This is a genomic window from Synechococcus sp. BMK-MC-1, assembly GCF_014279955.1.
Taxonomy (GTDB): domain Bacteria; phylum Cyanobacteriota; class Cyanobacteriia; order PCC-6307; family Cyanobiaceae; genus Synechococcus_C.
In genome coordinates this window covers 1967227-1988801 of sequence record NZ_CP047939.1, presented here as the reverse complement: position 1 = coordinate 1988801, position 21575 = coordinate 1967227, and the positions used below count along the sequence as shown (strand labels likewise).

Here is a 21575-nt window from a genome sequence, read left to right as displayed (position 1 = left end):
GGCCTGCTTGCCTGTTGCTGCTCTGTTCCTGGTGATGCCTGCTGCCCCCGCTGAAGCTGCCTCGGCGTCGTCAGCAGCGCCGGATTCAGCGGGCTCCATCGATGCCCTGCTCGATGCGGTCACCGAGATCAAGGCGCAGCAGAAGCAACTGGAACAGCAGCTCGAACCGTTGCTGGAAACCCTCAGCGAGGCGATGGCCACCGGCCAGCTGGATCCTGCCTTCTGTCACAACGACTGGGCCTTTGCCCACAGCCCTGGTCGGTTGAGTTACGCCTTCCCAGCGGCGGTGCAGCAGATCGAGCAGCAGCTCAAGGCCGCCAAGGATGCGGCGATCCAGCAGGGGAGTGCGACGGAGAAGCGCGGCAAGCCCTTCTGGACCATCCGCCGCCAGAAGACCCAGTCCCTGCCGTTCTGAGCTGATGCCGCCACGCGCCCACAACCTGAGTGCTGCCGATCCGGTGGAGGAGCTGCGCTCCGCACCCGATCAGCAGGACGCCCATGGTGACGCGCTCTGGGAGCCGGTGGCGGTTGACCCCAGCCGGCCGATCAGCCAGACCAACCCACCGAGGCGCGCTCCACACCACGTTCAGACACCCAGGGCCACCGCTGGAGAAGTCGAGCGGCGAATTGCTGAGGCCCAGCTGTGGATCGCCCAGCGGCTGCCGCTGTTGGAGATCAGGGCAAAAGCGGGCGAAAGCTGGGGGGTGAGCAATGTCAAGACGATCAATCGCTATCTCGACCTGGCGCGGATGCGCATGGTGGAGGAGCTGATCTCCGATCGGCGCCGTCACCAGGCCGAGCAGATCTTTGCGCTCAATGACTGCGCCCGCCGGGCGATGGATGCCGAGCAATTCAGTGCTGCCGTTGGTGCCTTTCGGGTGATCGCTGAGATCGGCGGCCTGCTGCGGGCGCCGCTCAAACCGCCGGAGGCGAAAAGTTGATGGCTGGGCTGCTGCTGGATCCAGCCACCGACCTGTGGGCCGATGGGGGGCTGCTGGGTGTGCCTGATCCCGACCGGGCGACAACTACCCGTCAAGGACTGCTGTTCCGTGACTTCATCGTGGCCGCCTATCCCGGCTACGCCTTTCACACCTGGGCTGAGCGGCTGATCGGATTGCTGCAACGCGTTGCTGATGGCGAGCTCAACCGCCTGATCGTCTGCTGCCCGCCGCGGCTGGGCAAATCACTGTTGGTCTCCAAGCTGTTTCCGGCCTACTGGGTGAGCCGCTATCCGCACCGTTTCTGCGCGATTGCCTCCTATTCGGCGGAGCTGGCCTACGCCCACAGCCGTGAGGCGCGGCATTACTACCGCAGCTGTGGCCATGCCCTTTCCAAGGACTCCACGGCGGTGGGCAACTGGTTGACGCCCGAGCGCGGCGGCTGCATCGCCGCCGGAGTGCGCGGACCGTTCACCGGCAAGGGCTATGCACTGGGGATCATTGATGACCCGTACAAGGGTCCGGAGGATGCCAACTCGGCGGCGCAGCGCCAGAAGCTGATCGAGTGGTTTCAGTCGGTGTGGCTCACCCGCGCTGAACCCGCCCCAGATGGGCGGTCGCGATCGGGCCCTGCAGGTGCTGCCCAGGTGGTGGTGCTGACCCGCTGGCATCAGGACGACCTGATCGGCTGGCTGCTGGAGCAGGAGAGCGGTGCCGCACCCCAGCATTGGCACGTGCTCAACCTGCCGGCCCTTGCCGAACTGCCTGAGCAGCAGCTGGTGTTTCCAGCTAGTTGCACGCTGGAGCGGGATTGGCGTCAACCCGGAGAAGCGCTCTGCCCGGAGCGGTTTCCGCTGCAGGAGCTGGAGCAGATCCGCATCCGCGCCGGCAGCTATTGGTGGAACGCGCTGTATCAGCAGCGGCCCTCCCCGGCGGAGGGGTTGCTGTTCCAACGCGCCTGGATTCGCACCATTGCGAGCACGCCTGCCCCCGGGCGTCGGGCAAACCAACGGCCCTTTGCAGCGCTGGTGCTGAGCTGTGACCTCAGCTTCAAGGGCGGGGAGGGGAACGACTACTGCGGCTTCTGCCTGCTGGGCCTGCTCCCCGATGCAGAAGCTCGCCATCCGGCCGCCCAGGCATTGGCGCGGGGTGAGCAGCTGCACCGCAGTGCCGCCCGGGCACGCCCACCGGCCTCGCCCATGGCGCCCGCAGACAGTGGCCACCGGATCGAGCTGCTCTGGAGTCAGCACCATCACCTCGATCTACCGGGTGTGGTGCGGTTCCTTGAGCAGCAGCTGAGCGTCTTCCAGGGGCAGGGCATCGCTCCTGGTGCGGTGCTCATCGAGGACGCCGCCAATGGCCCGGCCGTGTGTCAGCTGCTGCGGCGTCAGATCCCGGGCCTGATCGCTGTGCGGCCCTCCGGCAGCAAGGTGAGTCGTGCCCATGCGGTGGCGCCGCTGCTGGAGGCCGCTCAGCTGGCCTTCTGCAAGGGCAACGACGCCCTGATCAGCGAGCTGCTGGGGTTTCCCAATGGCGCCCATGACGATCTGGTCGATGCCTTCTGCCAGGGGGTGATCTGGCTGGAGAGCCAGCACTGGCGCAGCCAGGGCAAGGCCACGCCTCGGACGCTGCTGTTCTCCCGCTGACCGCACGACACTCCTGCACCTGATGCACACCACACCGGATCCGCAGCACCGCCCCAGGCCGCAGCAGGCCAGCGCCCGCCCTGCAACGCCCAGACGTCGAGCTGGCCCGCGCCCTTGCTCACCCCATGCCGCGGCTGATGCGCTGGTGGTGGAGCACCTGCCGTTTGCGGCCAGGGTGGCGGCCAACTACGCCCGACGCACCGGCCACCCCAGGGAAGATCTCGAGCAGCTGGCGGCGATCGGCCTGATCAAGGCATCACGCCGTTATGACCGCCGACACCGACCGGGCCGTAGCCCCAATCACTTCATCGCCTACGCCCGGCCCTTTGTGAACGGTGAGATCACCCACTACCTGCGCGACAAAGGGTTTCTGATTTCGGTGCCCGGCCGCTGGCGGGAGCTCCATGCCCGTGGTCAGAAGCTCTTGCGGGAAGGCCAGCCGCTGGAGGTGGTGCTGGAACGGCTGGGCATCAGCGCGGACCGCTGGCGTGAGATCACTCAGGCCTGCAGCGTACGGGTGGTGGCACTGCCGCCTGCCGGCCCTCAGGCAGGCACAGATTGAGGCTGGCTCTCTGATTGCAGACGGATCCGATAACCGACGTGCGATGGCCCCACGGCACTGATCAATGCCTCTCGCGCTTCTTCCTTGAGTTCTTCTCGGCTTCTGGCGGCAACAGAAAGTCGCAGGACATTGTTCTTGGCGCAAAGTCCGCCGTCAGTAGTCCGGCGCACGGTGAACAGGGCTTCTCTCATCACGGTTTCTCTCGTCTGGATCCAGCAGGAAAAGAATTCCACCACCGAAAACGTGGCAATTGTCTGACTGCGTCCCATGTGCTGCTGTGTTGCAGAACACGGTTGCGACTTGAGCTGGACCCCATCGGCAACAGCTGCCGTGATGACGACAACGGGTTGCCATCACGGCAACGACCAACCCATGCCGAACAGCACCGATCTCAGCACCACTGCCTTGATGCCGCTGCACCCCAGCCTGGCGGCGCTGCTGCCGCGGCTGGAGCTGGTGCAGGACTGCTGGCAGCTGCTGGCGGGGCGGCGGGAGCAGTACCTGCCTCGGGGTGAACGAGAACCGGAGGCGGCTTACCAGCGGCGGGTGGAGGCAGCCCTGCCCTCGGGTTTCTTCCGCGATGCGCTGCGTACCTTTGCGGGGATGCTGGCCTCCAGTCACTGGCGGGAGCTGCCGGCCTCCCTGCAGGCGGTGATCAGCGATGTGGATGGTCGCGGCACCGATCTAGGGGTGTTCCTGGAGGCCGCTGATCTGCTGGTGCTGCGCGATGGCGCCGCCCTGGTGGGGGTGATCCCGCCGCAGCATCAATGGCCCAGTGAAGGGGACCGGCAGCAGGCGTTGCGCAACGGCGATCGGCTCTCGTTGCCGCGGCTGCTGCTGCTCGAGCGCCGGGATGTGCTCGATTGGCGCAAGCCCGATGTGCGCTCCCTGCCGGTGGCGATCAGCTGGCGTGAGCGGCGGGTCGATGGCCTGCCCGCCAGTGGGGAGGACGCTTCCAGGCAGGAGCCGACGCTCCACCCCTGGATCTACCGAACGGCCTCACTGACGGCGGATGGACCCGGCGGAGCGGGTATGGAGCTCACCACCGAGGCCCTGGTGGCAGATCCGCAAGCCCCAAGCGGCTGGCGCCGGCAGCGGCTTGATCAACGCCACTACAGCGGCATTCAGCAACTACCGGCGATCTGGTACGCCAGCCATGGCGCTGCCTTTGGGGAAGGGGAATTGCCCCATCTGGGGCTGGCGCACCAGTACCTCAACCACTTCCGCTGCCAGAGCGATTACCAGGAGCTGCTTTACCGAACAGCTCTGCCGGTGGGTGTGCGCACCGGGGTGGCCGGGCCGCTGGGCAGCAGCACCGCAGCCTCGCAGCAGGAGCCGGTGGTGCTCGGGCCCAACACGGTGCTGGATCTGCCGGAGGGCGCCAGCTTCCAGTTCGTGGAGATCCAGGCCCGCTCCCTGGCGGAGCACCGCACCTGGCTGGAGCTGCTGGATCAGGCGATGCGCCGCGATGCTCTGATCCCAGCGGCGACGCAGGGGGCGCCACGCACGGCAACGGAGATCTCGATGGCGGCATCTCAGGCCTATGCATTGCTGCAGAGCCAGGCGATTCAGAAGGCCTCGATGTTCTCCTCGCTGCTGCAGCACTGGTGCGCAATCACCGGTGAACCCCTTCCTGTGCAGGAGGGGCCGGCGCTGCTGGTGGAGATCAGCCCGCTGGCACCGTCACCCAAACCGCAACCGACGGTGAGCGAGATGCTGCAGCTGCAGGAACGCGGGATCATCAGCGAAGTGGCCCTGCGGCAATGGCTGGGGGATCTGGCCGGCATCGCACCGGCTTCTGCATGACCAGCTGGCAACCGAACGACCCAGAAGCGATTCGTCAGGCCCTGGCCCTGCCCGCCACCGTGCCCTGCCTCGACGCGATCGGCCGGGCGATGGCGGATCTGGAGCGCCGGCATCCGGCCGGGGTGCTCAGCGCACGGGCGTTGCTCGATGCGGTGGCCCTGATCGATCAGCAACTGCTGGCAGGCGGCCCTGAGCAGGAGCAGGCGATCGAGAAGCAGAGCAGCTCGGGGCCGATTGCTGGTTCGGTGGCCGCCGCCGGCGATGCGCCACTGCAGAAGGCGGATGTGATCAGCTACGACACCAGTCTGCTGCGGCAGGAGCAGGAGACCGTTTATGCCAACCCTCGCTCCGAGGCTGCTGCCCTGCTCAGTCAACGGCGGCGCTACGGCGAGCAGCTGCTGTTGCTGCTGCCGGGCCTGAGCAGCTGGGTGTCCTTCACTGCAGCCGCTGCAGGCTCGAACGGCACCACCACCATGTTGCGGGGCTGAATGATGAGGATTTTGCCACCGCAGGCGATGGTGAGCCCGCGCCGTTTCTCGAGCGGGCAGCACAGACGCAATGCTGCACTCTGGGGCCCCACGCCCCTGCAGCGGTTTGCCAATGCCCGGCTGCTGCAGCATCAGAACGCCACCCCCGGTGACACCACCTCCGCGGTGGTGGCCAGTCATGTGCTCGAGTGTTTCCTTGAGCGGGCCAATGACATCTCAAGCAAAGAGAACGGCCCTGGAGTGGACACCGGTGACTTCACCTGCAACGGCTTCATCTGCCGCAGCGCCCGCCTGCCGCCCAGCCCGGGTGCGATCTGGCTGAGCAGCGATCTGGTGTGGCAACAGCACGGCCGCCGGGTGGCCGCAGATGGCTACACCGTGGTGGCGCCCTGCGAGGGGCTGATCTGGCTGGGGGATCTGGCGCTGCTCAATGCTGCTGGCGATGCGGATGTGGACCCCTACCCGCAATTCACCGCCTTCCATGGCCTGGAATTCGGCGCCAACTACGGATCTGGCGGCATCGGTGCGCTGGTGCAGCCGCTGATCGGTGAGCGGATCTTTGGCACGCTCAAACCGAATCGGCTGCCTTGAGCATCGCCTCGGCAACAGGGGATGGCAGCGCCGCGATGGGCTGCCGTTCGCTTGCCCCCCGAAGCCTGGACCAGAGATAGGATGTGTACACATCTACGGGGTTGCTCTCGTGGCCGTCCGTGTTGGCATCCGTGAACTCAGGGCCAAGCTGGCCTCTCACCTCGAATCAGTGACACCCATCGAGGTGACGCGCCACGGCCGCACCACTGGCCTTTACGTGCCTTTTCCCCAGGAGGGTTCTCAGGACGAGCGACAACGCCTTCTGGAGGCCGGCCGTCTCATCCAGGCTGAACTTGAGCGTCATGGGCTCACAGAAGAGGAACTCAGCGCCGACTTCAAAGCTTGGCGGCAGCGACAGCATCAGCCCTGACGGTGGAGCGCAAACGCCTGGTCCTTGACGCCAACATCCTGATTCGTGGCTGCCTTGGCGTTCGGGTGAGGACACTGATTGCTGATTACGCCGATCAGGTGGACTTTTTTGTTGCCGAGGCCAATGTCGCTGAGGCAGCCCACTACATCGCCGATCTCACCAGGGACAAGAACCTCGATGAATCTGTCTGCACCGAGGCACTGCTCAGTTTGATGCGCGTGGTTCAAATAATTGAGGACACCGTGCTGGAGTCGGCTCGTGAGGAGGCGCTGGCCAGGATCCGTGACGCTGATGACTGGCCGGCCTTGGCTCTGGGATTGCAGCTGGAGTGCGCCATCAGGTCTAGACCGGTCTCCTCAATCAGCTCCGCCTTCACGGGGTGGACTTCTGTGGCAGTCTTCGGGCCATGCTTAGAAGCTAGGTGGAAATGACGCTTTCCGTCCCCTTAGCCTAGGGCAGACGTTCGTGGATGTCTCTAGACCTCTCCTCGCTCGGACGCACCCCTGCTTCTTGTCCAGCACAGACCCTCTAAGGATGCATCGTGCTTTTTAAAGAGAAGACTCTTGGTAACTGCCAGACATGTCGGTTTTGGCTTCTCCGTCACACGGAGGTACGGACGGATAATAAATATCCCGGGTTGGATGCGTATCTAGGAGACTTAGGAGAATGCCGCAGGGCGTCACCGAAAGCTCATTTAGTTGTCAATTGTTTCACCGAGGCTGCACTCGAAGAGTGTAACAAGGCTAGGAAGGAGCATGAAAAGAGCTACTTAGCGCTCGCAGAGAGCCTGACTAAGTCGCGTGACGATCAGCTCAGAGTGGCTCAAACTCGTCTTGAGAACATTAAAGAGAGCTTGGCTACTTGTCGAGAATCTTCCGTTTCGCATTGGCAGGCCGAGTTGGTCAAGCAGGAAGAGAAAGTCAACTGCTTACTGGAGTCGTACCGTCAGCCGCTAGCTGCTGACTGGGATTCTCGTAACCCCGAGCCTGTCCTTGATACTCTAAAGATTGTTAAAGGTATTTGGCCGCTTACATCCGCGGAGGAGTTTTGCGGTGACTGGCAAGAGCGTTAGGCCGTTGTTCTTTTAGATCTTCTTCTTCGGTGACAGATTCCACACCACTCCACTGCCATCCGATAGCCCAGGTTCAGCAGGAGAGCGGTCTTTCTCGGCACGCTTCTCTGGGATTGTAAATCCCTCGGGATCTCAACCCCGGCGTAGCCGGGGTTCCAGACTTCTTCTTCTTCGGGGAGCTCTGCGATCTGTCTGGGCAAGCTGAACCTCAAAGGGCAGAGCTTCTGGATCCACCTGGTCGGCAACAGTTTCAGACTCAGGGTTTTCCTGTGCCTGCCTGTTGACGTAGGTGATTACATCCAAGCTCTCGTCATACCCAAGCTTGCGACCGAGGTCAGCTTTAGGAATAGCGATGCGCTCAAACGTAGAGAGGTCAGCACCGACGCAGCTGATAGCCACGAAAGTTGCTCGCCCCTTAGGTGTCAGTGTGATCTGCACCTGTTCAGCGTGTTGCTCTCTTGTCATTGCCTTGAGGCAAGTCAGGAAGCTGCTTGCTGTCCAGCTGTTAAGACCACAGCGATAGATGTAATTACAGCCATCGCTTGCTGTCACAGACACGAGCAACTTATCGACAGGGTCGTAGCTCTCGTATGTCTGTGTAACTACAGCCAGGTCAGTGATCCAGCAACGCAGGGAAGACGGCAACCAGATACGGCTCCCGTCCTCACCAAGCATGTAAGAGCAACGCCCTTGGCTTGTGGCTGATGTCCCACTGATAAAAATCGTGGTCATCATCTGCTTACGCAGCAAGTCTTCTGCCTGATCGCTAAAGCCAGTAAGACCTTGAGCGAGTTGGTCGAAGCCTTTCTCATCCACGTTGACAGTGGAGTATTGAGTGTCAGTCATTGGAAGTTCCAAGACAAAGGACACCAATGAAAAAACCCCCTGATAAGGGGGAGTGTTGTTCAGTATTCAGAAGCAAAGAGAACTGTTGTGCAGGCATTCTCTCCACCGAAGTCATCAGTGATGCAGAAGATCTTGGAGCAGTGGTTGCGATGCCACATCGTGAGGATGCGGTCACCACAGCCAGGGTTACTGAAGACCTGGTCATTAAGTGACTGATCTTCTTTGCACGTATCACCCTGATCACCTGATAGGTGAGAGGTAACAATCACTGAGATGTGATGCTGTCTCCACTGAATGCCAAGGCAATGAGGGTTAGGTTCGGATGCCCAAGGTTCAAGACCAGTTGATATCCAGTCGTTGATTCCTTGTGTCAACAGAAGTTGTCCGCCGTGGAGGATACGTTGGGAGACTGTTAGTGCTGTCATTGAGGGTTACTCAATAAAGAACACCGTGAATAAAAGCCACCGATAGGTGGCTATTGATTTATTTAGTTTTCAGCAGCACGCTTGATGGCTTCTGCTTCTGATAAGACTGTGGTCTTACTCAATCAAGCTAGAGAGTCAGCCCATAATTGAGCTGCCTCTTGTGTGGAGTGGACGGTCACCCGTCGATTGTTTGAGCTGTTATTGATTTCTTCTATTACGAAATAGGGCATATATTTTTTTATAGTTATCTTCACCGTGTTTCATGGGTCTGTTATCCACGAGCATTAAACTCTGTGATTTGTGCACCGTAGTTAGATCCGTATCCAGGTAGATACTTTGCGAATGTCATCACTCCACGTTGCCCTTTTGATAGGTAAGCAGTGTCATTAGTCCATCCGACTACAGTGCCATTTTGTAGGATATTTACGCGGGCATAAATGTTTCCGGCTGCACGATCTTTAGCCCAAACTTCAAGTAGCCAATAAATCTGGTTTCCGATAACACTAGCTTTGCTACAAGTGTCTGTGCACCATCGTCCATAGATGCCAGTGGCTAGTTCAAACCAGCCTTCAGCCTTGAATTTAGCTTCAGCTGCTCTTGCTTCAGCGGCAGCTTTTTCACGTTGTCGCTTTTGTTCAGCGAGTGCTTTATCTGCAGCTTCACGTGCAGCTACTCGATCAGCTTCAGCCTTGGCTTCAGCTTCGCGTTCTTTTTCAGCAGCAGCTGCGATACGTTCGCCTCGTGCGGCTAATACTTTTGGATCCAGTTTGCTTTTGTAACTATCTTTAGGATTAAGTGATAGGACATACTCACATGCTTCGTCATCGTTTCCTGTATTACAGGCTTCGATTTGTGCATTGTTATGATTAGTTCCCAAGACAAAAGTTCCTGCAACTAAAGCAGCAACTATTGCTGTTGGCAACAACACTTTCTTTGATGTAAGGCGTGACTTGAGATTGTCTGTCATTTTGTCCTAAGAGTTAGATTTGTATTTAATCAGTAGTTAATGGAAATTGGATTAGTTGGGAAGGGCATTGATTTCACAGCAGAAGGATTCTTTGTTGCCCATTCTTTACGCTTTTGTTCAGCAAGAGAAGGGTTTGCTTCAGCCCAAGCTTTAAGTCCTGGGTTCTCTTCGAGGTGTCGTTCCCATGCTGTTAATTCAGCAAGCTCACGTTGACGTTCAGCTTCTGCTTCTTGAGCAGCGATGATCTTTGGATCAATTGATGCTTGTTCCAATCGTCGGATGACGACTGATCGCATGTATTGCTCAGGAAGTTGACCAGCTCGCACAGTGCAGAACTTGGAGCCGAATGCTCCTTTCTTGTAATTCCATCCAGTGGATGTTCTAGCAACACGATCGAATGAATCCATCGTTTGTTTGAGGTATTCACACTGATAAGTATCAGGACCGTAGCGGCTGTATGAAGTAGCAGTAATTCTGCCTTGCCATGCAGCTTGCCACATACTGAAGTGTGGCTGCTTCTCGTCCTTCTATATACGCTTTACTGCCTTGATCAGCAATTGGTACAAGAGCAAGTGCATCAGTAACTGGTCTGAATACTTCGGATGAATCTCGAAGGCTTGTGCCAGCTGTCAGACGTGCAGCTACTTGTTTCATCGCAGCACGAAGATTGGATAGTGAATCATTAGATGATGATGCAACACCACCATTCTGTTGAACCCGCATGCATCCTTCATAGTCAGCAGCTTTTATACAGGTGTCATGAGCAGCACCAGCAATTGCAGGCACTGTCATTGTCGAGACAATTAATGCAGTGAGTAGTGATTTCACTGGACTAGTATGAGATGGAAGATAAAAGTTTAGTAGAGGTTGATTTGAATAGAAGAATATTAGCCCATCCACTCTCGCCCTTGGTAAATAAATACACCGATAAGAGTAGGGATAAAGATGATGAGCCCGAAGTGAGGAGGAACGATGGAGAAGAAGAATGAGACGCCTAACAGCCACAACAATCCGTTGCGTGCGTCCTTTCGCTCTTGGTGTCGTTGCTGAATAGTGGAGCGTTTGCTACCACCACTCTTCATTAACTTTTCAAACTCACTCATACGACTGGACGCTTGAAGTAAAGGTAGTGAAAAGTCACACCATTAGCCTGCCCATCTTGATTAACCATATGGCTAACCATTTCCCAGCCATCTTTGCCTAGTGCCGTAAGCATCTCGGGAAGTGTTGGAACCTCACCGCCACTCCCCCAGCCACGGATACGCTCACCATCTATATCAACGAGGTTCATTTCTTGTGTGATACCCCTGCCTTTAAAGTCAAAGCGTATTTGTTTGTATTCCCAAGTAGGCATAGTCATAGTTAGTTTTCAGATAAAGGTTTGGATGAATTTGATTTAAAGTTGGAGGTCGGTGACTTTCAGGAAAGGTGTCACTGCTGGGCTGCCGTTCAGGCGGCCTTCATCAATGGTAGCTGCCCTGTGAAGGTTGCCGAGTGCCGAGCGGCTTTATCGGGCAGGGTTCCGAACTATTGATGAGATCCACGCGGCGATCGATGAAGAACTCCTGAGGGTGGGGGGGTGCTCCGAGAGTCTTCTGAGCTTCCTCGGAACACACTGGATTCGGATAGTCCTCTCTAAGGCGTGAATTGAAGTTTCACTGAGGTAAGGCCTGTCCCGCGGATTATGGATAGGTAAATTACCGCTTTGTTAACTGACACTTCGGAAGCCAGGGTGAACTACTCAGGCTTATCAATCGCTTCGACTGAGCAATTCAGGCTCTCAATCTTTTTTTGGTATTCAACTTCTTCTCTTCTTGCCGAGGCCCACTGCTGAGTGGCTTCATTGCTTTGACCACTCGCAAGATTTGTTAGCTCTGTCATAGCGCGAGCGACTTGCTTTGCAGGTTTGTCATTTATAAATCGAAAATCCTCCCTTGCTGTCTGGCCATTGGCATCCGCGTACTCTACGTAGTAGCGATAATCGTGAAATATGGTCAGAGCACAAGCTGTCAGGCTTAGCAAGCAAAGCTCTAGCTTCCTCTTTGATTTTGCTTCTATCTCGGCCCACTTCAGGATTCTATCTGACTGAATAGATTTTTGACCTATTGAGATTGAGGTTTCGAAAATGACGACTTTGCATTTCTCGTCCTCGTAACAGAGTGCGTCGAACGTCTCGGCGAGAATGGGCTGCTGGTGAGCTAGAGGCAAAACGCATAGTGCAATACCCGAGACCAGGCTTGCTGTTCTAGGGAGACTCTGGATAACCCAAGCCTTCCGAGCGACAATGGAGCCGTGATCGAAGGCCAGGACTGAGGTGATGGGCGGCAAGCAGCTCGGCTTCTCGGATTATGAGCTCACCACCGCCAAGAAGCAGACCAAGCGCGAGAAGTTCCTCGCTGAGATGGAGGCGGTCGTTCCCTGGGCAGCGTTAATCGCCTTGATTGAGCCGCACTACCCCAAGGCGAGCAAGAAAGGTGGCCGCCCTCCCTATCCGCTGGCGACGATGCTGCGCATCCACCTGCTGCAGCAGTGGTACTCACTGAGCGATCCGGCCATGGAAGAGGCTCTGATCGAGGTGCCCACCATGCGCCGGTTTGCCGGCATCGAGCTGATCAGCGATCGGATTCCTGATGAGACCACGATCCTGACCTTCCGGCATCTGCTGGAGAAGCACGATCTGGGCGAGCAAATCTTTGAGACCGTCAAAGCCCACCTCAGTGCACGCGGCATGACAATGCGCCAAGGCACGATCGTGGATGCCACCTTGATTGCTGCTCCCAGTTCAACCAAGAACAAAGAGGGGAAGCGCGATCCAGAGATGCACCAGACCAAAAAGGGCAACCAGTGGTATCACCGCTTCGCGGAAGGCTGCGCCTACGGAATGAAGGTCCACGCAGGCGTGGACAAGGATTCAGGCCTGATCCACTCGGTCGTCGTCACGTCTGCCAACGTGCACGACCTCACGCCAGCTGACGATCTGTTGCATGGTGATGAGCAGGTCGTCTACGGCGATGCTGGCTACCAGGGCATCGCCAAAAGGCCGGAGATGGAAGGCACGAAAGCTGAATTCAGAGTGGCGATGCGGCCTGGTAAGCGGCGAGCGCTACCCGATACACCAGAAGGGAAGCTGCAAGATCTGATCGAGACTGCCAAAGCTCACGTGCGCTCCAAGGTGGAGCATCCGTTTCGGGTGATCAAGCAGCAGTTCGGCTTCCAAAAGACCCGGCTGCGTGGCCTGGCCAAGAACCGCTGCAAGATCCATGTGCTGACAGCACTGACCAATCTGTATCTCGCTCGTGGTCATCTACTGGCTGAAGCATGAACACAGACATGGTGTGCCTTGTTGGCTCGAATAGCGGACCAACAAGGGATGGCAAAAGCCCTTAATCACCAGCTCTGGGCCTGATTCCGGTCTCAATGGAACACAAAAACCAGATCAGTCCGGCTTTGCCGTCTCCAAATCGCTCAAGCCGGTATTGCCCAGAGATTCCCTAGTGCAAAAGGGCATAAGTATTCAGGCTTCTAATAATCGATTTTACGTCTGAGACACTTCGTTTTGTTGTGTTGACCCCAACCGCGGCTTCCCTCCCCGGTGCCAGCTGCTCTGTCTGGTGGCCCAGGCGTTCTCCTTCAGCAGCTCCTGGGCTCTGGTGACCTCCAGCCGGTGATCTGGAGCCGGGTCATCCACCCCCACCTGGAGAGTCAGGCGGTGGATCGCTTCAGACCAGGCGGCCATGCTGAGGGTCTCGTGGGCCAGGCACAGCTGACGGAGGGCCTCCCATCTCTCCCAGTGGAGGGTGGAGTCGGGGGCCTTCCAGGCCAGAAACAGGTTCAGGATGTGAAGCTCCTCCGGGGCCACCCCCATGAAATCCCTTCGGATCTTCAGGGCGGCCTCCTCGTGCTTCCGGTATCGGTAGCTGGGGGGTCTGTGGCCATTGCTGCTCCCCGGCCTGTTGCTGCTCTCGTAGGTCACCCGGTGACAGCGGCGGCAGGCCCAGAGCCGAGCATCCGGGAGGATCCTTTCGCTCCAGCTGGGGGCAAACAGCTTCCGGCAGGGTTTGGAGCAGACCGGGCAGACCAGATCCAGATGCCAGCCTCCGGTGGCTCCACGGTCCAGCTGAGGCTCTGCTGCTGGCCTCTCCTCCCTGGGCTGTCTCTGTCTGGCGTTCATGGCCGCGGCCGCTTCAGGGCCCAGGCATCCCCCGCTCCGCCACCGCCAAAGGAGGGAGAGGGGATCTCCCATCTGGGGGAGGCGGACGGTCTGCTGGTTCACCTCCACCAGGGGCCGGACATCCCGGACCTGGATGGAGAGCATCCGCTCCGCCACCGGCCTCCGAAAAGAGGAAATCATCCGCCGAAAAAGCAGATATCTAAATTAATTGCCGGGCTTTTGGCCCGGGATGCCGAGGATAGCCTTTCGCATTGACTCGTACTCTTTTTCGGAAATCAACCCGGACTCAAACAAGGTGCTCGCCTCGGAAAGGCGTTCCTCAAGGCTTTTTTCACTAGGGTTTTGTTGATCAGGGAGCTCCTCCACGGGATTGACAACTTTTTTAATGTCTTCTAAGGCGGAGGGATTCGGCTTGTATTCTGAAAGGCCAACTCCGGGGATACTTATCTGCAAACCACTCGCCAATGGAATAGAGCTTCGAACCGCCAGAGGAAGATAGTAGACGTTATTTTCGCGATCAGAAATGTTGACCTTGTGACTCGTATCGCCTATGGTTACTGTGATTGATTCGGGAGGAGAAGGGTATCTGTTTCTGTACCAGATAAAAGGACAATATCGTTCGTACGGCTGAATCTGAAGAAAGAATGATGTCCATTTTACCAGCAAGCCATCTGTCTGATCACACGTAATGGCACAGCCCTGCTTCCGGTAATCGGTGTCGTAATAGACGTACTCATTGGGGGGCTCTTTTGCGGGAAATATCTTGTTAAAAGGGACGCCAATATTCGCGTGATTCAGCTCTTTTATGCTGATGTCTTTTGCGGTTACCGGAGGGTTAACAAGCAGCAGAAAAGTGCAGGTGGAAAGAATCAGGAAAGGTATTTTCCTCACGGAGGCCTCACGAATAGAACCAAGCCTCATAATTGTAATTTCAGGGCAGTTATAGAAATCCACCCAGACCAGTCTGGGGAGCTCAGTGGGTCTCGGCCCAGCTGGTCCCCAGGTGGACCTCAGCGACCAGAGGGAGGACATCCCGGAGGTAGCGGGTCTGGAGCCCGGGGTCCTGCATCACCTCCAGCAGCAGGTCCGCCGCGGCCTGGGCTATGGCCTCGGGAGCTTCCAGGAGGATCTCATCGTGGACCACATGGCAGAGGCGGACCCCAGGCAGCTCTGACCAGAGGCGGGGCATCAGCAGGGCCAGGGTCTCCTTCAGCAGCTCCGCTCCAGCGGCCTGGATCGGGAAGGCCAGAGCAGCGGTGGACCTCAGCCGGGCGGGAGCTGCTCCAGAGAACGCCACCCCAGGCTCCCCCTTTGTCAGTCGGTGGCCTGCCATCCGGCGGCCCAAGGGGCTGGCCACCTCCCAGGGTTCGCTCTGGCGGAATCCATCCCGGACCTTTGCGATGGCCGGATAGGCCCGATCCCAGCCGGAGCACACCTCCCGGGTCTTTTCCATCGGGACCTCCCGGCCAAAGGCCTGGGATAGCTGCTCCCGGAGCCGTTTCGGGCCTCCCCCGTATTGATGTTCCCCTCTCCTTCCGTTCCGAGGATCATGAGCTTGTCTTAGTCCACGACCACCAGAACGGGATGGGAATCGGGGAAGCCTTTCTGGTAGCGGACCTGGCCCACCACCAGGAGCTTGGATCCGGCCAGGGGTGTGCATCGGATTTCCCCTCCACCAGAAATGATTGGGGGCCAGGATCCGTGACGCTGATGACTGGCCGGCCTTGGCTCTGGGATTGCAGCTGGAGTGCGCCATCTGGACGGAAGACCAGGACTTCTTTGGCACCGGCGTTGCGACCTGGACCAGTGCAAATGTGGAGCGTTACCTGAGCAGCTGAGCATCGCCTCGGCAACAGGGGATGGCAGCACCGCGATGGGCTGCCGCATCCACTGACAGCCGAGACGGGTCATGGCTTCCACCACCACAACCACTTCTGCCAGCAGCAGCAACCCTGCCGCCAGCGCCACGGGCAACAGCACCACCGGCAGCAGCGACCGCCTCGACACCCAGGCCGCCACGGATCCAGAGCAGCCCCTCAACAACGACGGAACTGCCACGACCACGGTTGCTGCCGATCGCAGTTCCCCAGCGGAGATGGACACCGGCAGCACTCAGGGCAGCGATGGCCTGACAGAAGCGCTCAAGGCCGAACGCCGCCGCAGCAACCAGCTGGAGAAGGAACTGCGCGGCCTGCGCCAGCAGCTGACCCGTTTTTCTGAGATCAACCCGGAGGAATACGCCCGCCTGCAGGAGGCGGAACGGCAGAAGCAGCACCTCGAGCAGCAGCTGGAACTGCGCGAGCGGCAGATGGAGGAGGCCACCACCAAACGGGTGGCGACGGTGGCCGCCGAACGGGATGCGGCCAATGAACGGGTGCAGGAACTGCGCAAGGAACGGTTGCTGGAACGGGCCTTTTCAGAAGCGGAGGGCCGCACCGGTGGTGATGGACGCGGCACCTTCTTTCAGGTGTTCAAAGGGCAGTTGTGGGATGCGTTCCGTCTTAGCAGCAGCAAGGAGGGCCAGGACCAGCTCGAACCACTCGACAGCCAGGGCCAGCCGTTGCTGGGGGATGACGGCCGGCCGATGAGCACGGCGGATTTCATGGATGCGCTGCGCATTCACCCGGTGTACGGCTTCCTGTTTCAGCAACGGGGAGCCATCGGCAACACGTCCCTGACGTCCAATGCAGCACTGACCACTGGGGGCGGGGCCGCTGCCGGTGGATTCGGCGAAGTGCTCAATCCCCAGGCGATGAGTGCTGCGGAGCTGTATCGCGCTGGCTTTGTGATGCCGGAGCGCCATGGACCACCCCGCAGTCGGCCCAGCAGCTGAGGGGAGGGCTGCATGTTTTATCTGGCCTTCTGGCAACGCCGCAGCACCGCCACGGTGGTGGAGGCCCGCGACCGGCAGCAGGCCCGAGCACGGGCCAAATCGCGACAGAAACAGGGCTACGGCGTACTGGTGTCGCTGCAGCAGGCAAAACCCGAGGATGCAGCCCTGATCCGCCGCGGCGTGTGGGTGCGCCGGCGGCGCGATGGCTCCAGCCCTCAGTTCGGTTCAGCGTCTGAGCGGCAGCAGGCTCGGCAGCAGCGCAGCCGTTATCGCTCCTGGTTGTGAGCGGAGGGCATTGGAGGAGTGACGCGAGATCACCCAGCCGCCGGCGGATGCCGGCCGCTGGGCAGATGCCAGGGCGGAGCCGTGGCCCGATGGCTCAGAGCACCGAGACGGTGACGCCGGGGGTGCCCTGCAGCTTGCGGGCGATCTGATGGGCCCGCGCAGCGGGAATCAGACGCATTTTTTTCACCGGTTTGCCGCGCTTACCGAGCCACTGCTGCTCACAAGGGTTGGAACCACCTTTGCGGAGGCCGGGGGTATAGCGATGGATGCAGAGGAAACGGATCGGGCAGGAGAGTGCTGGAACTGCGGAGGCCATGGAGCGGAAGTGCGAGGGACCCCACCGGTGAGGCACGGCAGCGCAGCGCAGGCAAGGACACCCCGCAGGGGTGCACGGCTCGATCCTTGCCGAGTGAGCAGGCCAGTGCCTCGATGGGGTCAGACCTCGCGTGCTCCGGCCCTGCAGTGCACTTGGCGATCGGAGCTGAGCCTGCTGCCGCCCAGCAACGCCAGGGTGGTGGCCAGTGCGGTTTCAAAGGTGCGCTGCAGATGCTCGCCGTAGTTGCTGCACACCGGTCCGGTGCTGCTCCGCTGGTTCTGCTCGATGCAGGCCGCCAGGCCGATCAGAAAGATCAGAAACTGCACCGCAAACAGTCCGGCGATGGCGCGCAGCAGAAAACGCTCTCGCTGAAAGCCCATCGATCTCAGGCGCAGCAGCTGAGCCACCAACCGCTGCCGGGACCATCCGCTTCCCAGCGCGGTAGCCAGTTCGTCCAGCTGTAGTGCTGAGCGGCGCCATTGGTGTTGGCGGTATAGCCGCCCTGGACCAGATCGGCCTCGCCATTGGGATCGTGGTGGATGGCGTGCGTGTCGGAGAAGCCGATCACCACACTCCAGTGGCCGCTGCCTGTTGGGGCCGTGGCGGGGCCGTGATGCAACCAGCCGACGGCGACAGGCCGGCCGGCCTGGATCTCGGCCTCCAGCGCTGAGCGATCACCGTTGGTGGCGAAGTGTGCCGTCAGCCCGAGCGAGCGCAGGGCCGCCAGCTGGGCCTCGGCGGAGGTGGTGTCGCCGTAGCGGGCACGGATGAGGTTGTAGGCGTCGTCGCTGCTGACCTTGCCCCAGTAGCGGGCGAGCATGGCGCAACTGCTGGAGAAGCACTCGCGGTAGCCACTGCCGGATGCGTTGTCGTTCTGGTTCTCCCAGATCACCGGCAGCGGATTGGCGTGGCCCGGAGCTGGGGGCGCTGGTGGCAGTGATGAGAAGGTCTGCCGCCAGGACGCGGCCTCGGTGAGGATCGCTGGATCAGCGCTGATGACAGCCTGGCGCAGCTGCTCGATGCCCTCCAGCTGCTGGGGCTGAGCTTTCCAGTGGTCCCAGAACTGGCGCCAGCGTTCGGCGCTGAACGGTGCTTGGGCCGCAGGCGATGCCTGGGGTGCAGAGGCAGCGGTGGCGGTCATGGCAGCAGAGCGGTTTCCTGCTGTTGCCGCTGCTGGTTTCAGGCAGCGGCAGGGTTGCGCTGTTGTGGCGGTGAGATGCGGTTCCTGCGGGACCGCCGCAGGCTGTGCACCGGTGCCGGGGGTTGGACGCGCAGCAGACGCTGCTGACTGGCGGGATCCAACAAGGCCCGCACCTCTTCTCCAGCCTGGTCGCTGTAGACAAACACCTGCAGGTCAGAAGGAACAACGGTGCAGGCCTGTTTGCGGCCGTCACGCAGCAGGAAACAGGATGACATCTGAGTGATGGCGGTGGGCAGTGAATGGCCTCATCAAGCCCCAGGGGCCGGCACTGCGCTGGCGTGGTTGTGGCAGCTCAGGGAGCTGCTGCTTTGCACTTGCTATGGGTCTCAACAGGGCTGCAGGAGCCCTAGGAATGCAGAGCGTCCTGGGTGCAGGTCTGTTGGTGAAACAGGCCTGCGAGGTAGTGCTGAGCAACAGCACGCTCCTTGCAGCCTTGCTGAAAGAGGAAGCCCGCAATGGCGGCCTGAACAAGTCGGTACTGGTCCCACTGCGGATGGTCGGCGATAAAAACTCCCATGGCGCGATGCAGGTCTTCCGGTAGCTGGTTTTCCACACTCACGTGGACTGGCATCGCATCGGGTGTCTCGTTCAACTCGTCCCATGGCTGTCAACCCAGCCATCAGGCCATAGCGCCTGCAGTGATGTCAAAAAAGCGGACTCGCTCCGCTTAAGCGATGCACCCCATCAAGAATCAAGGCCAGCACTGGGCTTGGTTCTTTGGCATGTGTCGTGGGGCACAAAGTTGAAAGGCGTGAGATCCGCCTGTCAATGGGAAGGCTTGTTTTCCCCGGGATCAGCGGAACCGATTGGCAGTTCTGGATTGAGTCCTGACGGAGTTGTGGAAAATCTGTGGAAAGACGGCGTTGCTTGGTGAAGAAGTGCTCTGTTCACGGCTGCTGATCAGTCCATGGGAGGAGCAGCGGGAATGGCAATTCCCTGCGGTTTGAGCAGTGGTCCATCACGGTCTGAGCGGAAGCGCACGGTGCTTCCTTTCGCAATGTCCAACAGGCCCTGGAGGATCACCTCCAGGGCTGCCGCCGTCACCTGGGCGCCGGTGCTCATCCCTTCCCGACTGCTGAGCAGAAGGCGCAGCCTGTTGCCGGGCAACAGCTCAATCCATGCGGTGACCAGCAGAGCCTCGTCCCCGCAGGCAAGCTTGACTTCGCCATTGCGCGGGTCCAGCCATTCCAGCTGGCCACCAAGCTGGCTGGCGAGCTCGCTGAGCTCCTGGCGCCGATCAGGGCCATCGACCACCCCGTCCATCCAGGCCTCCAGTCGCGCCATGGTTCCTCCTCAGGAGGCCATTTTCCACGCAGTCAAACTGCCGCGGTTGGTCCAGCCAGCGAGGTGATCGGTCTCAGCAGACTGGCCGGGTGAGTGTTGCCGAAAGAATCGGCCGCTACGAATGAAGCGGTGTTCATGTTCCCTAGCCAGTAGCGGATGCGCCTGTTAACAACACTTTTCCGCCGATGATGGACGAAATGTTCTTGGTCGCGCTGTAGACGCGTGAGTCCAATTAATAGCCTCCCCCCCCCCCCCCCCCCCCCCCTTCTTCTCCCTCTGATGCGGACTTGTGCGAACTCCGCTCTTGGGTGGCCGCTTGTAACGGCCGTTCTGATCTGCAGCAGGCGATCCGTCGCTGCACATCACCGCAGGAGATCATCGATCTGGCGGCAGGTGATGGGCATGGGATCAGCCTCAAGGCTTTGCGCTCCTGCTCTCGCGAACTCACTGCGCCCTACTGGCCGTGGTCCGAGAAAGGTCACGTGTGGCGGCGGGCTTTTTTTGGTTCATGAGCCAACCTTTGGCTTGGTGGTTGCTCAAGCCGCTGGAGCAGGACAACAGCGACCTGAGCAACGGTGCCCTGGCTGAGATGGCGATGGCGGGTGGAGCCTTTGACGATCTGGCCGCAGAGCCTGATCTCTACAGCTTCTCGGACGGAGAAGCGATCGTTGCCGGCTGATGCTCAGCCGCTACGACATCGTGCTGGCTGCCTTCCCGTTCACGGATGGGGCTGCGGTCAGAGCTGAGCTTTCCCTGTTGCGTTGGCGAGTTCGTTGCCGCCTCGGCAATAGCGGGTGACGTCGCTGGGGCCCGGCCCCATTTCTCTTGCCATGGGCCTCACCCTGATCGAGGCGGCCAAGTACGAAACCCGCCTGGAACATCTGGCGGTGCTGCGCACCTTCTCAGAAGGTGAACTGCTCGGCCGCCTGCCCTTTCTGAACATCAACGGCAGCGGGTTGTTCTATGCCGCAGAAGCAGAACTGCCCGCCGTTGGCTTCCGCGCCGTCAATGAGGGCTACAGCCAGAGCTACGGCGTGATCGATCAACGCGCTGAGGCGGTGCATCTCTTTGGTGGTGATGTGGATGTGGACCGCTCGATCGTGGATCTGATGGGCCCGGAGGCCCGTGCCAGCCAGATCGAAATGAAGATCCGCTCGATGCGTCTCACCCTGGAGGCGACGATCGTGAACGGCGATGCCAGCGCTGATGCCCGCGCTTTTGATGGCCTGGCCAAACGGCTGCCGCCGGCGGATGCGATAGCGATCGACAACGGCAATGCACCGCTGAATTTTGATCCGCTTGATGCCCTGATCGATTCGGTTGACGGCATGGGCCGTCCAAAGGTGTTGCTGATGAGCCGAGCGATGCGGCGTCAGCTCAATGCCCTCGCCCGCAGCGAGCAGTGCTGTTCCTACAGCGCTGAAACCAATGCGCTGGGAATGACGGTGCACCGCTACCAGGACTGCGAAATCCTGACGGTGGACCGTGATGCCCAGGGCCGTGAGGTGATGGGCTACGACGAGGCGGGTGGCACCAGCTCGATCTACTGCCTCGCCCTCGGTGATCAGGGTGTGACCGGCCTGCAGGGACCATTCCAGGGGCGTTATGGGATCTCGGTGCGGGATCTGGGGGAGGTGCCGGATGCGCCGGTGTTCCGCACCCGGGTGGATTGGTACGTCGGCTTTGCCGTGCTGCACCCCAGATCCGCCGGCCGGCTGCATGGAATCACGCCACCGGCGGCGATGACGGCAGCGGCGGCTCCTTGAAACGCTGC

The 21575-nt window shown here is 59.9% G+C and carries 31 protein-coding genes; 15 read left to right on the top strand and 16 right to left on the bottom strand.

Annotated features, from left to right (window positions below):
* Positions 1-7: 7 nt before the first annotated feature.
* The 4 genes from SynBMKMC1_RS11265 to SynBMKMC1_RS11250 are packed head-to-tail and all read left to right on the top strand — an operon-like array spanning position 8 to position 3146.
* On the top strand, positions 8-415 hold the full coding sequence (locus SynBMKMC1_RS11265; RefSeq protein ID WP_186471808.1) for a hypothetical protein: 408 nt from the start codon (positions 8-10) through the stop codon (positions 413-415).
* A gap of 4 nt (positions 416-419) precedes the next feature.
* Positions 420-941, top strand: a complete 522-nt coding sequence (locus SynBMKMC1_RS11260) for a hypothetical protein (RefSeq protein WP_186471807.1) — start codon at positions 420-422, stop codon at positions 939-941.
* Positions 941-2584 carry a terminase gene (locus SynBMKMC1_RS11255; RefSeq protein ID WP_186471806.1) on the top strand — a complete coding sequence of 548 codons (1644 nt, stop codon included), beginning with the start codon at positions 941-943 and terminating at the stop codon, positions 2582-2584. Before SynBMKMC1_RS11260 ends, SynBMKMC1_RS11255 begins: the two co-directional genes overlap by 1 nt.
* A 22-nt stretch (positions 2585-2606) precedes the next feature.
* Positions 2607-3146 carry a sigma-70 family RNA polymerase sigma factor gene (locus SynBMKMC1_RS11250; RefSeq protein ID WP_186471805.1) on the top strand — a complete coding sequence of 180 codons (540 nt, stop codon included), beginning with the start codon at positions 2607-2609 and terminating at the stop codon, positions 3144-3146.
* On the opposite strand, the gene SynBMKMC1_RS11245 is transcribed toward SynBMKMC1_RS11250, so the two are convergent.
* Positions 3128-3415: a hypothetical protein gene (locus SynBMKMC1_RS11245; protein ID WP_186471804.1), complete on the bottom strand. Its 288-nt coding sequence runs from the start codon at positions 3413-3415 to the stop codon at positions 3128-3130. The two genes, SynBMKMC1_RS11250 and SynBMKMC1_RS11245, sit on opposite strands and share 19 nt — an antisense overlap.
* A 103-nt stretch (positions 3416-3518) precedes the next feature.
* Between SynBMKMC1_RS11245 and SynBMKMC1_RS11240 the strand changes: the two genes are divergently transcribed.
* The 5 genes from SynBMKMC1_RS11240 (at position 3519) to SynBMKMC1_RS11220 (ending at position 6832) form a co-directional block, all read left to right on the top strand.
* On the top strand, positions 3519-4952 hold the full coding sequence (locus tag SynBMKMC1_RS11240) for a DUF4055 domain-containing protein (RefSeq protein WP_255486186.1): 1434 nt from the start codon (positions 3519-3521) through the stop codon (positions 4950-4952).
* Positions 4949-5440 carry a hypothetical protein gene (locus tag SynBMKMC1_RS11235; protein ID WP_186471803.1) on the top strand — a complete coding sequence of 164 codons (492 nt, stop codon included), beginning with the start codon at positions 4949-4951 and terminating at the stop codon, positions 5438-5440. The genes SynBMKMC1_RS11240 and SynBMKMC1_RS11235 overlap by 4 nt, the downstream gene beginning before the upstream one ends.
* Before the next feature lie 27 nt (positions 5441-5467).
* Complete coding sequence (locus tag SynBMKMC1_RS11230) at positions 5468-6031, top strand: hypothetical protein (RefSeq protein ID WP_186471802.1); 564 nt, start codon at positions 5468-5470, stop codon at positions 6029-6031.
* 109 nt (positions 6032-6140) lie between these two features.
* Positions 6141-6401, top strand: a complete 261-nt coding sequence (locus tag SynBMKMC1_RS11225; RefSeq protein WP_186471801.1) for a prevent-host-death protein — start codon at positions 6141-6143, stop codon at positions 6399-6401.
* Positions 6374-6832 carry a PIN domain-containing protein gene (locus tag SynBMKMC1_RS11220; protein WP_186471800.1) on the top strand — a complete coding sequence of 153 codons (459 nt, stop codon included), beginning with the start codon at positions 6374-6376 and terminating at the stop codon, positions 6830-6832. The genes SynBMKMC1_RS11225 and SynBMKMC1_RS11220 overlap by 28 nt, the downstream gene beginning before the upstream one ends.
* Positions 6833-7605: 773 nt before the next feature.
* On the opposite strand, the gene SynBMKMC1_RS11215 is transcribed toward SynBMKMC1_RS11220, so the two are convergent.
* The 6 genes from SynBMKMC1_RS11215 to SynBMKMC1_RS11190 all read right to left on the bottom strand — a co-directional run bounded on the left by SynBMKMC1_RS11215 (position 7606) and on the right by SynBMKMC1_RS11190 (position 12039).
* Positions 7606-8319, bottom strand: a complete 714-nt coding sequence (locus SynBMKMC1_RS11215) for a hypothetical protein (protein ID WP_186471799.1) — start codon at positions 8317-8319, stop codon at positions 7606-7608.
* A 696-nt stretch (positions 8320-9015) separates the two neighbouring features.
* The gene (locus tag SynBMKMC1_RS11210; protein ID WP_186471798.1) at positions 9016-9711 is read right to left on the bottom strand and encodes a hypothetical protein; all 696 of its coding nucleotides are present in this window, start codon (positions 9709-9711) and stop codon (positions 9016-9018) included.
* 29 nt (positions 9712-9740) lie between these two features.
* The gene (locus SynBMKMC1_RS11205; protein WP_186471797.1) at positions 9741-10118 is read right to left on the bottom strand and encodes a hypothetical protein; all 378 of its coding nucleotides are present in this window, start codon (positions 10116-10118) and stop codon (positions 9741-9743) included.
* Positions 10119-10149: 31 nt separating this feature from the next.
* On the bottom strand, positions 10150-10539 hold the full coding sequence (locus tag SynBMKMC1_RS11200) for a hypothetical protein (RefSeq protein ID WP_186471796.1): 390 nt from the start codon (positions 10537-10539) through the stop codon (positions 10150-10152).
* A gap of 271 nt (positions 10540-10810) precedes the next feature.
* On the bottom strand, positions 10811-11071 hold the full coding sequence (locus tag SynBMKMC1_RS11195; RefSeq protein WP_186471795.1) for a hypothetical protein: 261 nt from the start codon (positions 11069-11071) through the stop codon (positions 10811-10813).
* Between the two features lie 377 nt (positions 11072-11448).
* On the bottom strand, positions 11449-12039 hold the full coding sequence (locus SynBMKMC1_RS11190) for a hypothetical protein (RefSeq protein WP_186471794.1): 591 nt from the start codon (positions 12037-12039) through the stop codon (positions 11449-11451).
* On the opposite strand from SynBMKMC1_RS11190, the gene SynBMKMC1_RS11185 reads away from it, so the two are divergent.
* Complete coding sequence (locus SynBMKMC1_RS11185; RefSeq protein WP_186471793.1) at positions 12029-13033, top strand: IS5 family transposase; 1005 nt, start codon at positions 12029-12031, stop codon at positions 13031-13033. The genes SynBMKMC1_RS11190 and SynBMKMC1_RS11185 overlap by 11 nt on opposite strands.
* Positions 13034-13246: 213 nt before the next feature.
* Here SynBMKMC1_RS11185 and SynBMKMC1_RS11180 read toward each other — a convergent pair whose 3' ends face one another.
* From SynBMKMC1_RS11180 to SynBMKMC1_RS11170, 3 genes are read right to left on the bottom strand one after another with little or no spacing between them, the layout of a single operon-like run.
* Positions 13247-14026 carry a hypothetical protein gene (locus SynBMKMC1_RS11180; RefSeq protein WP_186471792.1) on the bottom strand — a complete coding sequence of 260 codons (780 nt, stop codon included), beginning with the start codon at positions 14024-14026 and terminating at the stop codon, positions 13247-13249.
* Positions 14027-14086: 60 nt separating this feature from the next.
* Entirely contained in the window at positions 14087-14836 is a 750-nt protein-coding gene (locus tag SynBMKMC1_RS11175; protein WP_186471791.1) for an SHOCT domain-containing protein, read from the bottom strand.
* A gap of 19 nt (positions 14837-14855) precedes the next feature.
* Positions 14856-15542: a DNA polymerase gene (locus tag SynBMKMC1_RS11170; protein ID WP_186471790.1), complete on the bottom strand. Its 687-nt coding sequence runs from the start codon at positions 15540-15542 to the stop codon at positions 14856-14858.
* A gap of 25 nt (positions 15543-15567) precedes the next feature.
* Between SynBMKMC1_RS11170 and SynBMKMC1_RS11165 the strand changes: the two genes are divergently transcribed.
* From SynBMKMC1_RS11165 to SynBMKMC1_RS11155, 3 genes are all read left to right on the top strand, one after another.
* On the top strand, positions 15568-15720 hold the full coding sequence (locus SynBMKMC1_RS11165; protein ID WP_186471789.1) for a PIN domain-containing protein: 153 nt from the start codon (positions 15568-15570) through the stop codon (positions 15718-15720).
* A 71-nt stretch (positions 15721-15791) separates the two neighbouring features.
* The gene (locus SynBMKMC1_RS11160) at positions 15792-16715 is read left to right on the top strand and encodes a hypothetical protein (RefSeq protein WP_186471788.1); all 924 of its coding nucleotides are present in this window, start codon (positions 15792-15794) and stop codon (positions 16713-16715) included.
* A 12-nt stretch (positions 16716-16727) separates the two neighbouring features.
* Complete coding sequence (locus tag SynBMKMC1_RS11155) at positions 16728-17000, top strand: hypothetical protein (RefSeq protein ID WP_186471787.1); 273 nt, start codon at positions 16728-16730, stop codon at positions 16998-17000.
* Between the two features lie 94 nt (positions 17001-17094).
* On the opposite strand, the gene SynBMKMC1_RS11150 is transcribed toward SynBMKMC1_RS11155, so the two are convergent.
* From SynBMKMC1_RS11150 to SynBMKMC1_RS11125, 6 genes are all read right to left on the bottom strand, one after another.
* A complete protein-coding gene (locus SynBMKMC1_RS11150; RefSeq protein ID WP_186473501.1) occupies positions 17095-17316 on the bottom strand; it encodes a hypothetical protein in 222 nt (73 codons plus the stop codon).
* Positions 17317-17435: 119 nt separating this feature from the next.
* The gene (locus SynBMKMC1_RS11145; RefSeq protein WP_186471786.1) at positions 17436-17696 is read right to left on the bottom strand and encodes a hypothetical protein; all 261 of its coding nucleotides are present in this window, start codon (positions 17694-17696) and stop codon (positions 17436-17438) included.
* A gap of 5 nt (positions 17697-17701) precedes the next feature.
* Complete coding sequence (locus SynBMKMC1_RS11140; RefSeq protein WP_186471785.1) at positions 17702-18457, bottom strand: C39 family peptidase; 756 nt, start codon at positions 18455-18457, stop codon at positions 17702-17704.
* 38 nt (positions 18458-18495) lie between these two features.
* Complete coding sequence (locus SynBMKMC1_RS11135; RefSeq protein WP_186471784.1) at positions 18496-18732, bottom strand: hypothetical protein; 237 nt, start codon at positions 18730-18732, stop codon at positions 18496-18498.
* Positions 18733-18863: 131 nt separating this feature from the next.
* Complete coding sequence (locus tag SynBMKMC1_RS11130; protein ID WP_370593917.1) at positions 18864-19109, bottom strand: DUF2811 domain-containing protein; 246 nt, start codon at positions 19107-19109, stop codon at positions 18864-18866.
* Between the two features lie 308 nt (positions 19110-19417).
* Positions 19418-19801 carry a hypothetical protein gene (locus SynBMKMC1_RS11125; protein ID WP_186471783.1) on the bottom strand — a complete coding sequence of 128 codons (384 nt, stop codon included), beginning with the start codon at positions 19799-19801 and terminating at the stop codon, positions 19418-19420.
* 508 nt (positions 19802-20309) lie between these two features.
* On the opposite strand from SynBMKMC1_RS11125, the gene SynBMKMC1_RS11120 reads away from it, so the two are divergent.
* Both SynBMKMC1_RS11120 and SynBMKMC1_RS11115 read left to right on the top strand, forming a co-directional pair.
* A complete protein-coding gene (locus SynBMKMC1_RS11120) occupies positions 20310-20480 on the top strand; it encodes a hypothetical protein (protein WP_186471782.1) in 171 nt (56 codons plus the stop codon).
* 151 nt (positions 20481-20631) lie between these two features.
* Positions 20632-21567, top strand: a complete 936-nt coding sequence (locus tag SynBMKMC1_RS11115; RefSeq protein ID WP_186471781.1) for a major capsid protein — start codon at positions 20632-20634, stop codon at positions 21565-21567.
* The last annotated feature ends 8 nt before the right edge of the window (positions 21568-21575 follow it).

Excerpts from the sequence above, each read along its gene's own strand:
- SynBMKMC1_RS11145 (WP_186471786.1), bottom strand. The coding sequence starts at position 17,696 with ATGGGCTTTCAGCGAGAGCGTTTTCTGCTGCGCGCCATCGCCGGACTG.
- SynBMKMC1_RS11135 (WP_186471784.1), bottom strand. The coding sequence starts at position 18,732 with ATGTCATCCTGTTTCCTGCTGCGTGACGGCCGCAAACAGGCCTGCACC.
- SynBMKMC1_RS11250 (WP_186471805.1), top strand. The coding sequence starts at position 2,607 with ATGCACACCACACCGGATCCGCAGCACCGCCCCAGGCCGCAGCAGGCC.
- SynBMKMC1_RS11255 (WP_186471806.1), top strand. The coding sequence starts at position 941 with ATGGCTGGGCTGCTGCTGGATCCAGCCACCGACCTGTGGGCCGATGGG.
- SynBMKMC1_RS11155 (WP_186471787.1), top strand. The coding sequence starts at position 16,728 with ATGTTTTATCTGGCCTTCTGGCAACGCCGCAGCACCGCCACGGTGGTG.
- SynBMKMC1_RS11245 (WP_186471804.1), bottom strand. The coding sequence starts at position 3,415 with ATGGGACGCAGTCAGACAATTGCCACGTTTTCGGTGGTGGAATTCTTT.
- SynBMKMC1_RS11210 (WP_186471798.1), bottom strand. The coding sequence starts at position 9,711 with ATGACAGACAATCTCAAGTCACGCCTTACATCAAAGAAAGTGTTGTTG.
- SynBMKMC1_RS11170 (WP_186471790.1), bottom strand. The coding sequence starts at position 15,542 with ATGCACACCCCTGGCCGGATCCAAGCTCCTGGTGGTGGGCCAGGTCCG.
- SynBMKMC1_RS11125 (WP_186471783.1), bottom strand. The coding sequence starts at position 19,801 with ATGGCGCGACTGGAGGCCTGGATGGACGGGGTGGTCGATGGCCCTGAT.
- SynBMKMC1_RS11240 (WP_255486186.1), top strand. The coding sequence starts at position 3,519 with ATGCCGAACAGCACCGATCTCAGCACCACTGCCTTGATGCCGCTGCAC.
- SynBMKMC1_RS11260 (WP_186471807.1), top strand. The coding sequence starts at position 420 with ATGCCGCCACGCGCCCACAACCTGAGTGCTGCCGATCCGGTGGAGGAG.
- SynBMKMC1_RS11160 (WP_186471788.1), top strand. The coding sequence starts at position 15,792 with ATGGCTTCCACCACCACAACCACTTCTGCCAGCAGCAGCAACCCTGCC.
- SynBMKMC1_RS11185 (WP_186471793.1), top strand. The coding sequence starts at position 12,029 with ATGGGCGGCAAGCAGCTCGGCTTCTCGGATTATGAGCTCACCACCGCC.
- SynBMKMC1_RS11180 (WP_186471792.1), bottom strand. The coding sequence starts at position 14,026 with ATGCTCTCCATCCAGGTCCGGGATGTCCGGCCCCTGGTGGAGGTGAAC.
- SynBMKMC1_RS11140 (WP_186471785.1), bottom strand. The coding sequence starts at position 18,457 with ATGACCGCCACCGCTGCCTCTGCACCCCAGGCATCGCCTGCGGCCCAA.
- SynBMKMC1_RS11235 (WP_186471803.1), top strand. The coding sequence starts at position 4,949 with ATGACCAGCTGGCAACCGAACGACCCAGAAGCGATTCGTCAGGCCCTG.
- SynBMKMC1_RS11230 (WP_186471802.1), top strand. The coding sequence starts at position 5,468 with ATGGTGAGCCCGCGCCGTTTCTCGAGCGGGCAGCACAGACGCAATGCT.
- SynBMKMC1_RS11205 (WP_186471797.1), bottom strand. The coding sequence starts at position 10,118 with ATGGATTCATTCGATCGTGTTGCTAGAACATCCACTGGATGGAATTAC.
- SynBMKMC1_RS11115 (WP_186471781.1), top strand. The coding sequence starts at position 20,632 with ATGGGCCTCACCCTGATCGAGGCGGCCAAGTACGAAACCCGCCTGGAA.
- SynBMKMC1_RS11150 (WP_186473501.1), bottom strand. The coding sequence starts at position 17,316 with ATGGCCTCCGCAGTTCCAGCACTCTCCTGCCCGATCCGTTTCCTCTGC.
- SynBMKMC1_RS11195 (WP_186471795.1), bottom strand. The coding sequence starts at position 11,071 with ATGACTATGCCTACTTGGGAATACAAACAAATACGCTTTGACTTTAAA.
- SynBMKMC1_RS11120 (WP_186471782.1), top strand. The coding sequence starts at position 20,310 with ATGAGCCAACCTTTGGCTTGGTGGTTGCTCAAGCCGCTGGAGCAGGAC.
- SynBMKMC1_RS11215 (WP_186471799.1), bottom strand. The coding sequence starts at position 8,319 with ATGACTGACACTCAATACTCCACTGTCAACGTGGATGAGAAAGGCTTC.